Below are 15268 nucleotides of genomic sequence, written 5' to 3' on the forward strand. Positions count from 1 at the left end.
CGGGACGCCGTTCGATCCTGTAATGGTAGATAGCGGCACTTGCAGATGAGGCAAATGAATGAATGATGAGATCCGATCTCTGGAATGGGTTCTGAAGCCGGAGTCGGTAGTCGCACTGGTCGACCGGCACCTTATCGGTAAGATCATCTTCTTAAAGGGATACGAACCGCATCCCCGGATTCGCCTGCTTGCACGAAATCCGAACGGAACCGTTGAGATCCAATCGCCTATCCCCTTTGAGCTCGAGCATAAGCCTGTCTTCTTTCGTATTCTCGGTCGTTACCTTGAGATGCATGGCACGATCATTCAAAAGAAAGATGCCGAGCATTTCACGATGCGCATCGACCGACTCGGCGTTTCGGTAAAGGACCGCGGCGATACGCGGATTCCCGTAGAGGGGGATGAGGTCTGCATTACGAATATTCAAACGAGCAAGTATCTGATCGACACGGCGAACTCGACGATACCGACGACGGTAAAAGTTAGCTTCGGCGAGTACGAGCGCTTCCTGGCTTCTGAATTCGACTCGGTGAATATAGACGTCTTCGGACAGCGCGGCACGCTGCTCGACGAGATACGCAAAACGGGTAAGGCGGTTTTTCTTGCTGATGCTACGAACCCCGATAGTTATTCGCCGGCCGATGCTCGCTTTATCGACTACGGCCGATTCCTCGGCGCCGGTTTGCAGAAGCAGATCTTTGAATACCGCAATAAGAAGGTGCGTTCCGAAGCGATCGTGCCCGTAATGTATGTGACGCACGACCGCACCGAGGTGCCGATCGGCTATCTTCAGGTGCAGAGTCGCACGAAAAGCTTCGACGTCTCGGTCATTGATCGGTTAAAGCAGATCTGCGAAGAGATGATCGAAAAGATCCGCCTTTCCAATACGGTTTATGTGAAAGAACGCGAGAGCATCGTGAACATGTCGCTCAGCGGTATGCGCGTGCGTATTCGCAACCGCGAGCTGGCCAGCTATATGATGCGTCAGAGCGGATTCACCTTCGACGTTCTTTTTCGCGGACAGGCTCCGATTACCGTGTATGGTCTGATTCGATCGGCGGCGAAGACGGCCGAGGGACATCTGATCTGCGGCGTGCAGATCGCCGGTTATACCGACGACACGGCGGGCAAGGCGCGCTATGAGAGCAATGTGCGCGGCATGGAGCAGAAGTATAAACAGAAGATGCAGATGGAGATGAAGAAGCAGTGAGGCGTTCTGCGCTTTTCTTCGCATCTCTCGTTCTCGCCTCTTCGACTGTGCTTGCTCAGAGCGAGATGCCTTCGTATTTCGAGTCGATTACGTCGCAGCCCGTATCGGAGTTCGCCGTCGGATGCGAGGCTGCGCGAAACTCTTCGACGCTGAACTTTCAGGATTCGAAGCGCGTTTTACGTACGATGTTTCTTTCGCTTCAGGCGCGCACGCTCTACTGTCAGTGTCGCCTCGTTCTGAGCGGACGAGAGCTTGGCGTGGACGAGAGCTGCTCGTATCGCCCGCGTCAGAGTCCGGCCGTAAACTGGGAGCATGTCGTTCCAGCTTCGCGCTTCGGTCAGTTGCGTCCCTGCTGGAACGGCGAAGGCTGCAAAGGGAAGCGCGGCCGGCGCTGCTGTCAGGTTAGCGATCCCTGCTTTAACCGTATGGAGGCCGATCTGCATAATCTGCATGCGGCGCTCAATGATCTGAACTATGATCGCAACAACTTCATGTTCGGAGATGTAAGCGGAGAGGAGCGGCGCTACGGAAGCTGTGACTTCGAGATTGATAGCCGGCGTCGTATCGCCGAGCCGACACCGCAGATCCGCGGCGACATTGCACGCTCGTATCTTTATATGTCGTGGCGCTATGGCTTTGATCTTACCGACGACGAAAAGATGCTTTTCTTACGCTGGAATATTGAAGATCCGCCTGACGAAGCGGAACGCAAGCTTGAGGCGGCCCGACGCCGCCTTCAGGGGAACGGCAATCCCTTTGTCAGCGGCTGGAAAAATCCGACTTCTTGAAAAGAGCGATGAGCTGTACGCCTTCGGCGCTCAGCGCTTCGCGTCCGCCCTCTTCGCGGTCGACGATGCAGACGGCCGTTGTGACCTGCTTGCCGGCTTCGCGCAGAGCGGCGACGGGCTTAAGAGTCGATCCGGCCGTCGTGATGACGTCGTCAAAGACAAGAACTTCGTCGATGTCGGTAAGGTCGCCTTCGATCTGCCGGCCTGTGCCGTGACCTTTGGCCTCTTTGCGAACGACGACGGGCATGCACAGATGGCCTTTCTCATGACATGCGAGAGAGAAGGCGTAGGCGATGGGATCGGCGCCCAGTGTGAGTCCGCCGGCCGCCTTCGGCAGAGCAAGGCCATGTGCAGGCAGCAGCTCATCACGGATGGCTGCGGCCAGAAGCGAAAGCCGCGCAGGGTGTAAGGTAATCTTCTTGCAATTGAAATAGTGATGCGACATCTTGCCCGAGGCCAGCGTGAAGGGCTCTTCTCTATACATGTAGATCAGAGAAGCGGATTCTTGATAGAGACGGGTTGTGAGCGGAGGAAAAGATGCCATATCTTCTTAAATCAGCGAAGGCTATCGTGCGATCAACGTTTTTTCTGAGCGCACTGGCCGGGCTGCTGGCGACCGTTTCTTTTGCTCCGTTTAACTGGCCCGTTGTCGGATGGTTTGCTCCCTGGCCGATCTTCATCCTGGCCGACCGATACCGCCATTCTCTCTCGAAGATGATCGGCGCCGGCATCCTCATCGCCTTCTTTATCTGCACGTTTGCCTTCTACTGGACCGTCTACCTGTTTATCGTTTTCGGCGGGCTTCCGGTGTGGATGTCGCTTTTCGTTTTTGCGGCGCATACGTTCTTCCTGAATCTCAAGATACCGCTCTTCCTTGTAGCGCTGGGCCTCCTGCGTCGTCGTCGTTTTCGTTCTTTGCGTCTGATGCCGCTATTGCTTGTGCCTCTTCTTGGCCTCCTCTTCGATCGTTATACACCGCAGATCTTTAACTGGTACTGGGGTAATGCCGTCGCCGGGAATCCGTATCTGGTGCAGGTGGCCGATCTGATCGGCATTCATGGCATCACCTTTCTCTTCTTTGTGATCACCTATTCCGTTTATCGTGCCGTGCCGATGCTGCGTTACCTGTGGCGTCGGCGACGATCGGGCATGCGGACGATGACGGCGATGCTCGGTCGTCGGATCGTGCTGCGTCGCTTTGCCGTGCCTGTTTTAATTCTGCCCGTCTGGTTCTTTTATGGCGTTGCGCAGAAGATGCGCTACGAATCGCTTCAGAGCCAGTTGCCGCATGCGCGAGTGGCCGCCCTGCAACCCAATTCACCTCTTGAAAAGTACGGTGAGAGCAGGGTGACCGAAGAGGTCGTCAATGATCTATTACGAGAGACCATTCCGGCGCTGGCCGAGCAGGCCTTTCGCGAGGCAGATGGACGTCTTGATCTGATCGTGCTGCCCGAATCGGCCGTTCCCTATTACACGACGCAGGACGATCAGCTGACACGTCGGCTGGGCGTGTATAATCCGAATTTCGAAAGCATGGTCGTTCAATTGAGCAGCGGATACAGGACGCCGGTTTTTTATAACGAGATTGCGATCGGCGTCAGTAAGGACCGTCATACAGGCCGCCCGAAGATCGATGCGTATAACTCAGCCTCGGTCTATAATGCCGAGGGAGAGCGGGCCGAGACGTATCATAAGCGCATTCTGATCGCCTTTGGAGAGCAGATTCCTTATGCGAGCTTTCTCGATGAGACGGGCTTGATTCAGCTTGTTCCTGAATCGGTGCGTTACAGTCGTTTTAAACCGGGGGATCGTTTTGTGATGATGCCGTACGGGCACTCGGGCGAGGGGCGTTTTCTACCGCTGATCTGTTACGAGATCCTCGATCCCGAATACGTGCGCGATTATGTGCGAGCCGACGGCGCTGACTTTCTGGTTAACATAACGCAGGACCGCTGGTACGGAAAGACGATCGAGACCTTTCAGCATTACGAACTCGGTCGCATCAGAGCGGTTGAAACGCGTAAGGCTATCGTTCGCTCGACGAATAGCGGCACAAGCGGAATGGTCGATATTGCAGGCAATTATGCCAGGCCGTTGTATGGGCCGGTCTTTACAGGACAGGAAGTCGAGGCCGTGCAGATCTTCGAGGTACCCGTTCATCGCAACAGCCCCACTGTATTCGTGCGGTTTGGTAATCATTGGATGTGGATTCCGGTGCTGCTGTTTGTTCTGGAGTTTGTCGCGCGACGTTTCAGGCGCAAGCGCTAAACGATGCGGCGGGGAGCTGGTTCTGTCAGGTTCGGGGGCCAGGAGCTACGTTTGCAGTATTCTTGTGAGGTTTCTCGTGGCCGCGTCGACGGAAACGGAGCAAAAAACGACGGGATTCCAGTGGCCCCTCGTCCCGGATCGCTGAGTTCCTCCACTCTCCAGTATTATCACTCCCAATGCGATCAACATCAAGTAGACAAAAATATAACAGCGGGAATACCCGGTCGCATTAGCAATGGCAGCCAGCCGCCCCCAGTCCCTATCGTCCGGATAAAAGTTCACCCGGCACAACTCCTGCCCCTCCTCCTGATACTGCTTCTTCCATTTGCCTGTCTTCTCAAGGAAGCCGAGCTTGTAGTCCAGTAGCGGATCATCCATAAGCATGCTGAGAAACCCGGCAAGAGCCCACTGATCTACTTTAATGTAGGGACTTCGCCAGAAGAACTCCTTGAAATACGATTCCGGAATCAGCAAGGTGGAGCGACTGCGGTAGTAGGGTTCACGATCAACGCGCGTTTGTTCGTTTATCTGTTCGTTCATAACCAGAGAAGGTCGAACAGTGGCCGAACTGATCGAAAAATTTTCCGGGATTCTTACTCTACGTCTTCCCAGTCTTCGCCGTAGTGGAACGTCAGTTCCTCGCCTTCTTCGATTGTGCGGAGGGCGTAAAGCTTGTTGCCGTCCCATTCAGCGTTTGGTTTAGACGAGTGGTTCAGCCAGCGCAGATCGTTCTTACCGTCGATCAGATGCCAGCCGCCGTTATCCTTCTGCACCCACAGAACGTAGGTGTCGTCTTCGAGAACGGTCGGGCCTTCATAAGAGCCCAGATAGGCGCCTTTGCGGATCTTCTTTTTCGCAAAACATCCCTTTCCGTGGATCGGGCTTTTTTTCACGAGTACCTTATCTTCGATGGCTTTGTTTGATTTTGCGGAAAATGTAACGGGAGGAGCGGTTTTCTTTTTCATCCTTTCTTCTTCACGAGCTTCAGTCGATCTTTTGAGCTCACGATGTCCGTTACACGCACGCCGAAGTTCTCGTCAATCACGACGACCTCTCCTTTGGCGATAAGCTTTCCGTTTACAAGAAGGTCCACCGGTTCACCGGCAAGTTTGTCGAGTTCGAGGATCGAACCTTCCCCTAACAGAAGGATTTCTTTGATGTATTTCTTTGTACGGCCGAGTTCTACCGTCACCGTCATCTGCACGTCAAGCAGCAGATCGAGGTTGGGCGAGGCAAGACCCTGCACCGTCGTCGAAATCTGCGGGAACTCCACATCCTGAATGGGCATCTGGCTGGCCGCCATCATGCCTCCGCCGTGATCCATCATATCTATTGACGGGCCATGCGAGGAGGGAGCGCCCGAGTTGCGGTTCAGGAAATCCCGAGCAAGGGTAACGCCCATCAGAGCGATGATCTTAGAATCGATCAATCCTTCGATGCTGATGCTGTACTGGATGCGCAGGTAATGGGAGTCCTCAAGCGGAGGTACGCCGTCCGCTCCGTTCTTGACTTCAAGCCCGGCATGGCTGACAGGTTGCCCGACCTTCGCCGAAAACTGTGACAGCACGGAATAGAGCAGCGGTCCGACAGTATCTTTCACCGTCGCAAGCTGAGCGCTATCAAGAACGGTGCGCGTGGAGGAGTCGCCGTTTGATCCCATGACGACTGAGGCGATCTTCGCTCCGTCCTGGGCAGGGAAGATAAGATGAAGGGCGCCCTGAAGGCCTCCGCCCATGCGCTGCGTGAAATAGACGGTGGCGTCGCCAAAATCGCGGCTGATATCCTGCGCCGGACGCAGCTCTGCATACGGATTGGAGATAGAAACGCGGCGATTGTTCAGGATCGTCATCAGGCCCTGAGCGCCCGAGCGCAGGCCCGAGAGCACGGCGTCGGCGATCGACTCCCGCTCCAGCGGAGACATATCGACTCCGCCGCCGCCGCTGTCGGCGCCAGAAAAGGCCGTGTCTTCAGAGACGGCATAGGGGTCCGCTCCCCTTAAAAGAGCGTCGATTTCTTCCTGTGTCAGGTTGCCTTCAGTCATAAGTCCGCCTGTGCGAATTATCGACAGTTCCAGAATAGTATGCAGAATTTCTCAGTATCGGGAACAGCTTTTTTACACTTGTTTGCCCGTCCGCCGTGGTGAAAGTCGTCCCGATGTCCGATATCCATCAGGTTCTGGCCCGCAAGTACCGTCCGCAGCTCTTTTCTGAGGTCGTCGAGCAACATACGGCAGTGCATGCGCTTGAGAATGCCATCCGCGAGAATCGGGTCGGCTCGGCCTATCTGTTTTTCGGACCGCGAGGCGTGGGCAAAACGACCATCGCCCGCATCCTCGCCAAGCGGATTAACTGTGAGAATCCGAAAGATGCCGAGCCCTGCGACGCCTGTGAATCGTGTCTTTCCATTCAAAAAGGCTATTCGATGGACGTCATCGAGATCGATGCGGCTTCCAATCGCAAGATCGACGACATCCGCGATCTGCGTGAGAAGGTGAAGTTCCGACCGATCCGCGGCACCAAGAAGGTCTACATCATCGATGAAGTTCACATGCTCACGACGGAGGCCTTCAACGCCCTTCTGAAAACGCTCGAAGAGCCGCCCGATCATGTCGTCTTCGTTCTGGCGACGACGGAGCTGAACAAGATCCCCGAGACCATCCTGTCGCGCTGTCAGGTCTTTACGTTTCGAAAGGTGCCCGTTACCAGGCTGACGCGTCATCTGGCCGAGATCTGTCGTCGGGAGAACATCGCCGCCGAAGAGGATGCGCTTTTTCTCATCGCCCGCAAAGGGGATGGCTCGGTGCGCGATTCGTTATCCTTTCTCGAGCAGGCCGTTTCTTTCTGCGATCGTAACATCACGTCGGAGCGCATCCGCGAACTGACGGGCAGCTTTACGATCGAGACGTTCTTGCAGATCACGTCGTCGCTGCTTGATCCCGCCGTCGGGCCCGATGCTCTCATCCGTCCCGTCGTACAGATCTTCGACGAAGGCGGCGACCTGGAGCGCTTCGTCTGGGAATACATGGACTTTCTGCGCACGGCGTTATACATCCGTCGCGGCGTCGCCGATTCCGATTTTCTCGGACTCAGCGGCCATGACGTCATCCGCATACAGGAAGGCATGAAGGACGTTCCGCCCGCCCGTCTGCAACAGCTTTTCGACGACATGTTCGATTTGAAGGGACGGGCGCATCAGATGCGCATCCGCAATTCCTACGAGGCGCGTATTCTTATCGAGATGACGCTTCTGCGCGTCCACGAAAAGATGCATCGTCCGTCGCTCGACGACGTTATCCAGCAGCTCAATCATCTTTCGCGCGTCCTTGAAGGCGAGGATGTTAGTGAGGATCGCATCTTCGCCGAACGTCCGAAGCAGGAACCATCCGCTCCGCGAAGCGTGCCGCAGCCCTCATCCGTTTCGAATGCGGGGCCTGCAGCGGTCCAACCGCCTATCTCTTCGCCCATCTCCCCGCCGAAGCCGCAGGAAGAACCCGTGGCCGCTCCTAACGAGTCGGAACGCAAGGTCTTCGGTGATGCCGGTACGAAAGACTTCTCGATCGAGAACGAGCTACAGAAGCGTGTGCTTGGAACGCTCGTAGAGCCCGATTCGCTGCCCGATCTGAAGGGCAGCAAGTAGGGACGGCCCTCCGGCTCCCATTAGTTTTACGTCAAATCTTTTGCTTGCCGGATTGACATGCGTCTTCATAGATGCCCAATGATTCAAGGCAATTATTTCGCAGATAACGGCGACCTTCAGCTTCATTTCGATACGCTTGTGGACTGGGATGAGGTCGTCTCGCTTTATGAGAACGGTTTTACCGACGCCGCCGCCTTTGACGCGGCCGAGCCCGGAGGCATGCAGGCGGAGCGTCTTTCCATGGCGCCGCACTCCGTTTCAGAGGCTGTTGAATATTACCGACAGATCCTCGAAGGCTTCGGTGAATTCTGGGGCAACGAGGCCGCTCCTCTGGCGCAGTCGATGGACCAGCTCGGTCTGAAGTTCGAGAGCGGCAAGGTGACGCATCCGCAGCCTTTTGTCGATGTCGTGAAGAAGTTTCATGAAACGGGGCTGCATCCGATCGCCTTTTTGCGTCGTTTCGGAGGCCTGGGCGTTCCGCACGTTCTCAAGGCGATGGCCTTCGAGCTTGCCTACAGAGCCGATACGTCGATGACGATCGCCGCGGCCAGCGTGAATCTCGCCGGTATCCTTGAGATGTACGCAAGCGAAGAGCTCTGCGAAGAATGGATTCCGAAGCTCATCGAAGGCGGCTACGTCGTGACGATGGGGTTAAGCGAACCCGACTTCGGGTCGGATCTGCCCTCCGTGCGCACGAAGGCCGAGTTCGTCGACGGACGTTGGTTGCTTACGGGAACGAAGCGCTTTCAGACCGTCGCCAGCGGTATTAACGAAATCCCCTCGGTGTTGCTTGCCCTCGCGCGAACGGGCGATGCGGGCGCTCGTGGGTTATCCTTCTTTCTCGTAGAAGGCAAGGACGTTCAAATCAGCGGCATCGAGAAGAAGCTCGGCCTGAAGGCGTCGGCGACATGCGAGGTCGTGCTTGAGCAATCACCGGGGATTCTGATCGGCGAGAAGGGCTACGGGCTTTCGCGTTATGTGATCGGCATGTTGAACGGAGCGCGTCTGAGCGTCGCCTCGCAGGGCACGGGTATCGCCATGGCCGCTTTTAAAGAAGCGCAGAAGTATGCCTCTGAGCGCATCCAGTTCGGTCGTCCGATCGCAGAGCTGCCCGCCGTCGCCCGTATGCTGCGTCGTATGGACGTTGAGATCAAGGCGATGCGCTGCCTGATGGTCGAGGCGGCGTTAAGCGTCGATCGTTATCACTGGGCGGAACTGCGCACACGCTTTGCGACGAAGCCCGGTGATCGGGAGCAGAAGGGCGGACCGGGGGAAACCGACACACGTAAATGGGAGAAGATCGCCTCGATTCTTACTCCGATATCGAAATACTATATCTCGGAATCGTGCAACGCCGTCGTCTATGAAGGCCTGCAGGTTCTCGGCGGAGCGGGTTATACAGAGGAATATGATCTTGCCCGTCTGTACCGGGATGCGCGCATTACGAATATCTATGACGGCACGACGCAGATTCAGGTGAATGCCGCCATCGGAGGCGTCGTCGCCGGCGTTTCGGCAAAAGGTCATCTGCGCGAGTATATCGATGAACAATTCACCGCCCTGTCTTCTGAGAACGAGCGGCTCACTGCGATGCGTCAGACATTCGAAGATATCGTCGCCCTCTATAAAGATCTGCCCGACGCCGATACAAAAGGTCGCTATGCATTTGAGGTTGTGCAATCGGCTGCCCGTCTTCTCTGTTCTCTGTTTCTTGAGAAGACGGCGGGCAAATTAACAGGAGAGGCTCGCGAAGAACGGCTGCAGATCGCCGGCGAGTATCAGACCGATTCCGAGGCTATCCTTGCCGGCAACCGCATCAAGCTGGAGCGAGCCTGATGCGCCTCATACAGCGAATGATGTTCTGGGCATCGTTACCCTTTGTCGCCTTGCAGGCGGTTAGACTTCGCAAGCGTGCTCCGCGCTTTCCGGCCGCTGAAGGCGAGCGTGTGGGCGCCGTCGGCAAAGGAAAGCTCGCGAGGTTGCTCTGCGTCGGCGATTCCATTATCGACGGCGTCGGAGCGCGCACGATCGACAGAGCCCTTGTCGGCGGCATCGCCTCGGCTTGGGCGAATACGGGTCGCAAGGTTCACTATCAGGCTATCGGTCGCACAGGCGCCACATCGTCGCAGATGATTGAAGAGATGCTTCCTCTGCTGCGGACGGGGGCGGTACCGCAGGCTGAGCTGATCGTCGTTTCGGCGGGGGTTAACGATATTACCGGATTGCAGCGCACGAATCGCTGGCGTCATAACCTCTATCGTATGATAGGGGAGCTTCGCGAGCATTCGCCCGAAGCGACGATCGTTTTCCTGGGAGTGCCTCCGCTCTGGCGCTTTCCGCTTCTGCCCGAGCCGCTGCGTTCGGTGATCGGACTGCGCGCCCGTATCTTTGACCGCATTCTAAAGAGCGTGACGGAGCGTTATCACGGGGTGATGCATCTGCCTCTTGCCTTCGACGCCAGGCCCGAGCAATTCTCGGGCGACGGCTATCATCCGAACGAAGAGAGTTATGCGATGATCGGCGAGATGGTCGTGCGTCAGATCCAGCCGAGTATGCCGGCAAAAACGATCATGGCAACGATGTCGATGCCGGCAATCGTAGCGATAAAGGCGATCTGACGTTTCGGCTGCCAGTCATAGCAATAGAAGGCGGCCAGGAAGAACGGTATATACACGGTGATGAATACGGGCAGGGCGCCCCACCACTGATAAACCCAGACGAAGGTCGGCGTCATGGCGAGAAAGATCTCGACGAAAGAGAAGAAGGCGGCGTTTCCTACGGCAAAAAGCAGTCGGTTCGGAACGCCGAAGATACGCAGCTTCGGATCTTCAGGAAGCGTCTTGCTCAAGACCAGTCCGGCGATCGAAAACATAAAGCTCAGTTCGATACCGACCCCAACAAGAAGCAGCCATGCCGTTCCTGTCGGCACCGTCCACAGAGCATGGCCACTGAAATGCTGGATCAGCGCATTGCCGATCTCGAAAAACCAGTGCACCGAATAGAGGGCGAGGCCCGCTGCGATGCCGCGCCAGTTTTTCTTTGAGTATTCGTTTGTATAAACGTAAACGACGAGAGCAAGCAGTGTGATGACGTACCACTGAAACGTCTCGCCGCTTCGCAGAATACTCAGTGCAGATGCCGTCGCTTCGGGATTGTTCAGTTGCATAAAGCCTCAACGCAGCTCAGGAACTTCATCAAACCAGTCGTTCACCAGGGTGTCGAAATCCTCAAGTGAGTGGGAACCCGAGTTCGTTGAGTTCGTACCGGAAAGGATTATCGTTCCCGTTTCGACTGAAGTGAGGTTACCCGAAAAAAGCAGTTGCGTGTCGCCGCCGCGAACGATGAATAACGGGGGAAAGAGGCAGGCGACGACAAAAGGAACATCCAGACCTGCTTTCTTTCGCGCTACGATCGTTCCCTGAAAAACGGCGTCGGCCTTCACCAGCTGGCCGATTTTCGTGACATCGTCGGTCAGCCCGGTCTGCTGAAAACGCTGCTCGTTCAGTACGGTCTTGATCTGCGATCTCTGAACGGGCAGAAATCCGCGCTCCAGAAGGTTACGGTTAATATTACTGATGATATACTCTTCGATCTGCGAGGCCGATTCGGTGCCCGACGACATCTTCATCTGGGAACGAGCCATATCCATAGCGTCTTTGAGCAATCCTTCTTCGCGTACGTCGACCTTTACGTTAATAACGGCCACTTTCAAATGCTGGCGCAGGATGGGCTCAGAGGCATGGTTGAGCCGCACGTTGCCGCCGCATGACGTCAGGGCGATCGTGAGGATCAAGGGGACCGTTCTCAGAGTTGAGATAAAGGCCGATTTCAGGGAAGGCATGAGATCTCCAGGCACAGTCCGTTTAACTGTGGATAGAGACTCAGATATCACCCCGTTGCCAGAAAGCAAGGAAAAAAGGAGCCGCCTCTAAAGCTCTGCGGTGATCTTCTGGAATCGGCCTGCCTTTACGATAGCATCGAACATTGGAGTGGCCTGCATGGCGGTAATCATGTCATCGAACTCCGCGTAATCGTGCTCTTTCGCCTTTTCGATGCAATCAAGGGCTCCGTCGACGTCGTGCATCTCTGCATACAGACAGGCAGCATTGAAGTAGATGGCCGGATTGGACGGAGCATAAGGCAGACATCGCTTCAGAAAACAGTCGTTCAGCTTCGCGTCGACGGGGCGTCCGGTGTTGTCGTTTTGAAGAGGCCAGAGGGCGTTACAATATACCTCCAGCAGCGTGCATGGCGACGGCGTCTCGATTTCAAGAGCGATTTTGTATAAATAAATGGCCTGCTCGATATTTCCCTTCTGCTGCTTCTGCAAGGCGAAGACGCCGATGTCGTTCACAATGTCGCACGCCTGCGAGTGACCGTTAACCAGACGAGGGATTCGCTTCAAGAAGGACCGGCGGAACTCGGGGATGGCCGCCATCACGCCTCGCAGGATCAGCTCAGCATCCGGTTTCGGGCCTGAATTTCGCTTTTGAATGAATAAGGGCAGCACAAGGCGCAGGATCTGCTCGCGGCCTTCTTCTTCATTGGCCGGAAAGCGTCTTATCGCCGCAAGGATGAGATCGGGCGTTACGGTCGAACGGGCGAATCGAATCGATTCCAGTATCTTTCCCGAAGCGGTCAGATGAGCGAAATGCAGAACAGGCATGACCCTCTGAACTGTGGATGATGGAATCTCTTCTGGGTTAACCTCGCAGAGATCGAATATTTCACTGAGGGCCTCCTGCAATTCTTCGTCTCCCGTTGAAAGGGATTCCAGTAAAGCAGGCAGTTGATCTTTGCTCCAGAAATGCCACTCCGAAAATTCCGTTCCGCCTGCTTCGCCGTCTTCGGGACGTAAGGCAAAGGCAATCGGGCAGATTTCGTGTATCTGGCGAAGCCACTGCTCTATGTGTTCGTTGAATCGATCGAAGGCCTGGTCGTCGGTGAGCATCGTATCTTCGTCCAGCTCGCCGTCATAGGCCTCGGCGACGGAGGCATGAATGAACTGATCGCTCATGGCTTCGAGGAATCGGCCTTTGAAGTCCTCTTCGTTCAGGTCAAAAGGAGGAGGGGCAAGCTCGATGATACGGTCCCTCATTTCGCCGGTCGGCGTATTTTTGAAATAAACCGTCATCGTGGCCCATTCAAAATAGGCGGCGTCTCCGGCTCCGAAGAAAGGGAAGGGGAACATGTTTATACAACAGGCTTGAACATCGGGCTTTTCAAAATCCCGCTTCCTGTCATGTTGACGACTTTTCTTTGCCGCGCTTCTTTTCAACGGTGCGACTTTTCTGTGGAAGTGAAAAGACTCGCCTTCTATAGGAAGGCGGATTTATTTGCCTTCTGGAAGGTTGATTGAGCAACTTTCCCCCCATCACATGCAAACACAAAACGTTCCGTTCACCGATAAGCAGGAGAAGCTGATCGTCGCCTTGCTTACCTTGATGAACTTCGCCCACATCCTTGACTTTGTTATTATGATGCCTCTCGGGCCGAAGCTCATCCATGCCTTTCATATCGATGCGCCGAGGTTCGGCATTCTGGTTTCGGCCTATGCCTTTGCCGCAGCGATATCGGGTCTGCTTGGCGCTTTTGTTATCGATCGGTTTGATCGCAAGCACGCCCTTATTGTTCTGTTCAGCGGGTTTACGATCGGTACGCTTCTCTGTGCTATCGCATGGAATTACTGGTTCATGCTTTTCGCGCGCATCGTCGCCGGCGGTTTCGGAGGAATTCTCGGTGGCGTGGTGCTATCGATCATCGGTGATCTCTTTCCTCCTGAGCGTCGCGGAACGCCGACCGGAGTCGTTATGAGCGCCTTTTCGGTCGCATCCGTGGTCGGTATACCGATCGGATTGAAGGCGGCCGACCTTTTCGGATGGCAGAGCCCTTTTTACATGATAGCGGCGATCTGCGCCGTGATTATTCCCTTTGCCGGGCGTATCTTCCCATCTGTAAAAGGCCATCATCAACATGCCTCGCTTCACTGGTTCGCCTTAATGAAGGCCATCTTCGCGAACGGAAAGCACTGGATCATCTTCTCTTTTCTGTTTATGGTCGTGGTCGGCGGTTTCAGCGTCATCCCGTATCTGCCCATCTATCTCGTCGAGAACGCAGGGTTAGCCAGCGAGCATCTTTTTCTTGTTTATTTTATAGGCGGATGCTTCACGTTTTTTACCTCTCGCTGGATCGGCCGTCTTTCAGACCGCTACGGAAAGCTTTTCGTCTTTCGCCTTACGGCGTCGCTGGCGATCCTGCCCATATACGCTCTGACGCATCTTCCGAGGTCGACCGAAGTCGTGATCTTTACGTTAACCACGATCTTCATGATCGTCGTTTCGGGTCGTTTTGTTCCCGCTCTTGCCCTTATCACGGGCAACGTCGAAGGCCGGATTCGAGGCAGCTTCATGAGCGTGAATTCATCGGTACAGCAGATGTCGTCGGGCGTAGCCACGATGCTCGGCGGCTTTCTTGCCGGCAGCGCGGGCGAGGGGCAGCCGATTCCGCATTACGGCCATGCCGGGTATCTTGCCATCGGCGCGATTCTGATCAGCCTTTATCTCGTGCGCTTTCTCGCGAAAGAGCAGTAAAGGCGTACAGAGTTACATGGAATCGGGCCTGAGACTGCTCATCAGTTGCGGGCAGGGCTTTTATTCCTTCAAAGTGAAGGGAGAGAAATTCGTATCTCTGTCGTAGTAGTCCTCGTTCTCTTTGCGCTTCAGGAAGTTCACGATCATATAGGTGAATGGAGTGATGGCAGCCTCCCAGCCCACTTTAATGAAATAGTTCGAGACCATAACAAGCATGACGTCGTTCGTTGCCCAGACTCCGTAGAATGCCACCGGATAAAAAATGAGAGAGTCGACAGCCTGGCCGACGATAGTCGAGCCGATCGTGCGCATCCAGAGCGATCGACCGTCCATCATGACCTTCATGCGAGCCATGACGAAGGAGTTGGCAAACTCGCCGGCCCAGTAGGCGATTAACGATGCCAGGGCGATCCGGGGCGTTTGACCGAAGATCGTCGCATAGGCCTCCTGATTCCCCCAGTCCGGAGCGGGCGGAAGGGCGACGATGGCGATGCTCATAAGAGAAGCAAAGGCAAGGGCGGCGAATCCGGCCCAGACGACGCGCCGTGTCTTCGCGTAGCCGTAGACCTCGGTTAAGACATCGCCGAAAATATAGCTGAAGGGAAAGAAGAAGACGCCTGCCCCGAAAACAAAGCCGCCGACGCTGGCCACCTTCGCCGCACCGATGATATTTGAACAGAGCAGGACGGTGACAAAGCCTGCCATGACGAAATCATAGTAACGGTAGGGGCGCATGATCAGTCAGGAAACGGTTCTTTTCGCGAATCGTCTACAAA

15 protein-coding genes are annotated in these 15268 nt (G+C 55.4%); 7 read left to right on the forward strand and 8 right to left on the reverse strand.

Features of this window, described 5'->3' with window-relative positions:
• Positions 1-58 precede the first annotated feature (58 nt).
• Together LEPIL_RS19350 and LEPIL_RS22640 are read left to right on the forward strand one after the other, a co-directional pair.
• Positions 59-1210 (forward strand): DUF1577 domain-containing protein, encoded by a 1152-nt coding sequence (locus LEPIL_RS19350; protein ID WP_002775203.1) that lies wholly within the window; start codon positions 59-61, stop codon positions 1208-1210.
• Entirely contained in the window at positions 1207-1998 is a 792-nt protein-coding gene (locus LEPIL_RS22640) for an endonuclease (RefSeq protein WP_002775205.1), read from the forward strand. Before LEPIL_RS19350 ends, LEPIL_RS22640 begins: the two co-directional genes overlap by 4 nt.
• Here LEPIL_RS22640 and pyrE read toward each other — a convergent pair.
• On the reverse strand, positions 1970-2542 hold the full coding sequence (pyrE, locus tag LEPIL_RS19360) for an orotate phosphoribosyltransferase (protein ID WP_040919141.1): 573 nt from the start codon (positions 2540-2542) through the stop codon (positions 1970-1972). The genes LEPIL_RS22640 and pyrE overlap by 29 nt on opposite strands.
• Between pyrE and lnt the strand changes: the two genes are divergently transcribed.
• Positions 2536-4266: an apolipoprotein N-acyltransferase gene (lnt, locus tag LEPIL_RS19365; protein ID WP_002775209.1), complete on the forward strand. Its 1731-nt coding sequence runs from the start codon at positions 2536-2538 to the stop codon at positions 4264-4266. The two genes, pyrE and lnt, sit on opposite strands and share 7 nt — an antisense overlap.
• 45 nt (positions 4267-4311) lie before the next feature.
• On the opposite strand, the gene LEPIL_RS19370 is transcribed toward lnt, so the two are convergent.
• The 3 genes from LEPIL_RS19370 to fliN all read right to left on the reverse strand — a co-directional run bounded on the left by LEPIL_RS19370 (position 4312) and on the right by fliN (position 6307).
• Complete coding sequence (locus LEPIL_RS19370) at positions 4312-4794, reverse strand: DUF1564 family protein (RefSeq protein WP_078123411.1); 483 nt, start codon at positions 4792-4794, stop codon at positions 4312-4314.
• Positions 4795-4859: 65 nt separating this feature from the next.
• Positions 4860-5231 (reverse strand): SET domain-containing protein, encoded by a 372-nt coding sequence (locus tag LEPIL_RS19375; protein WP_002775213.1) that lies wholly within the window; start codon positions 5229-5231, stop codon positions 4860-4862.
• Positions 5228-6307 carry a flagellar motor switch protein FliN gene (gene fliN, locus LEPIL_RS19380; RefSeq protein ID WP_002775215.1) on the reverse strand — a complete coding sequence of 360 codons (1080 nt, stop codon included), beginning with the start codon at positions 6305-6307 and terminating at the stop codon, positions 5228-5230. Before fliN ends, LEPIL_RS19375 begins: the two co-directional genes overlap by 4 nt.
• A 113-nt stretch (positions 6308-6420) precedes the next feature.
• Here fliN and dnaX point away from each other — a divergent pair, with 113 nt between their 5' ends.
• The 3 genes from dnaX (at position 6421) to LEPIL_RS19395 (ending at position 10520) form a co-directional block, all read left to right on the forward strand.
• Complete coding sequence (gene dnaX, locus LEPIL_RS19385) at positions 6421-7902, forward strand: DNA polymerase III subunit gamma/tau (RefSeq protein WP_002775217.1); 1482 nt, start codon at positions 6421-6423, stop codon at positions 7900-7902.
• 78 nt (positions 7903-7980) lie between these two features.
• Positions 7981-9738, forward strand: coding sequence for an acyl-CoA dehydrogenase family protein (locus LEPIL_RS19390; RefSeq protein WP_040919145.1), 1758 nt, complete (start codon positions 7981-7983; stop codon positions 9736-9738).
• Positions 9738-10520 carry an SGNH/GDSL hydrolase family protein gene (locus tag LEPIL_RS19395; RefSeq protein ID WP_002775221.1) on the forward strand — a complete coding sequence of 261 codons (783 nt, stop codon included), beginning with the start codon at positions 9738-9740 and terminating at the stop codon, positions 10518-10520. Before LEPIL_RS19390 ends, LEPIL_RS19395 begins: the two co-directional genes overlap by 1 nt.
• Here LEPIL_RS19395 and LEPIL_RS19400 read toward each other — a convergent pair.
• From LEPIL_RS19400 to LEPIL_RS19410, 3 genes are all read right to left on the reverse strand, one after another.
• Positions 10439-11068 (reverse strand): hypothetical protein, encoded by a 630-nt coding sequence (locus LEPIL_RS19400; RefSeq protein WP_002775223.1) that lies wholly within the window; start codon positions 11066-11068, stop codon positions 10439-10441. The two genes, LEPIL_RS19395 and LEPIL_RS19400, sit on opposite strands and share 82 nt — an antisense overlap.
• Before the next feature lie 6 nt (positions 11069-11074).
• Positions 11075-11743, reverse strand: coding sequence for a CsgG/HfaB family protein (locus LEPIL_RS19405; protein WP_002775225.1), 669 nt, complete (start codon positions 11741-11743; stop codon positions 11075-11077).
• Between the two features lie 87 nt (positions 11744-11830).
• Positions 11831-13093 carry a hypothetical protein gene (locus LEPIL_RS19410; RefSeq protein WP_002775227.1) on the reverse strand — a complete coding sequence of 421 codons (1263 nt, stop codon included), beginning with the start codon at positions 13091-13093 and terminating at the stop codon, positions 11831-11833.
• Positions 13094-13280: 187 nt separating this feature from the next.
• On the opposite strand from LEPIL_RS19410, the gene LEPIL_RS19415 reads away from it, so the two are divergent.
• Positions 13281-14492, forward strand: a complete 1212-nt coding sequence (locus tag LEPIL_RS19415) for an MFS transporter (RefSeq protein ID WP_002775228.1) — start codon at positions 13281-13283, stop codon at positions 14490-14492.
• Between the two features lie 60 nt (positions 14493-14552).
• On the opposite strand, the gene LEPIL_RS19420 is transcribed toward LEPIL_RS19415, so the two are convergent.
• On the reverse strand, positions 14553-15227 hold the full coding sequence (locus LEPIL_RS19420; RefSeq protein WP_002775229.1) for a queuosine precursor transporter: 675 nt from the start codon (positions 15225-15227) through the stop codon (positions 14553-14555).
• Between the last annotated feature and the right edge of the window lie 41 nt (positions 15228-15268).

Source organism: Leptonema illini DSM 21528, assembly GCF_000243335.1.
GTDB classification, from domain to species: Bacteria; Spirochaetota; Leptospiria; order Leptospirales; family Leptonemataceae; genus Leptonema; species Leptonema illini.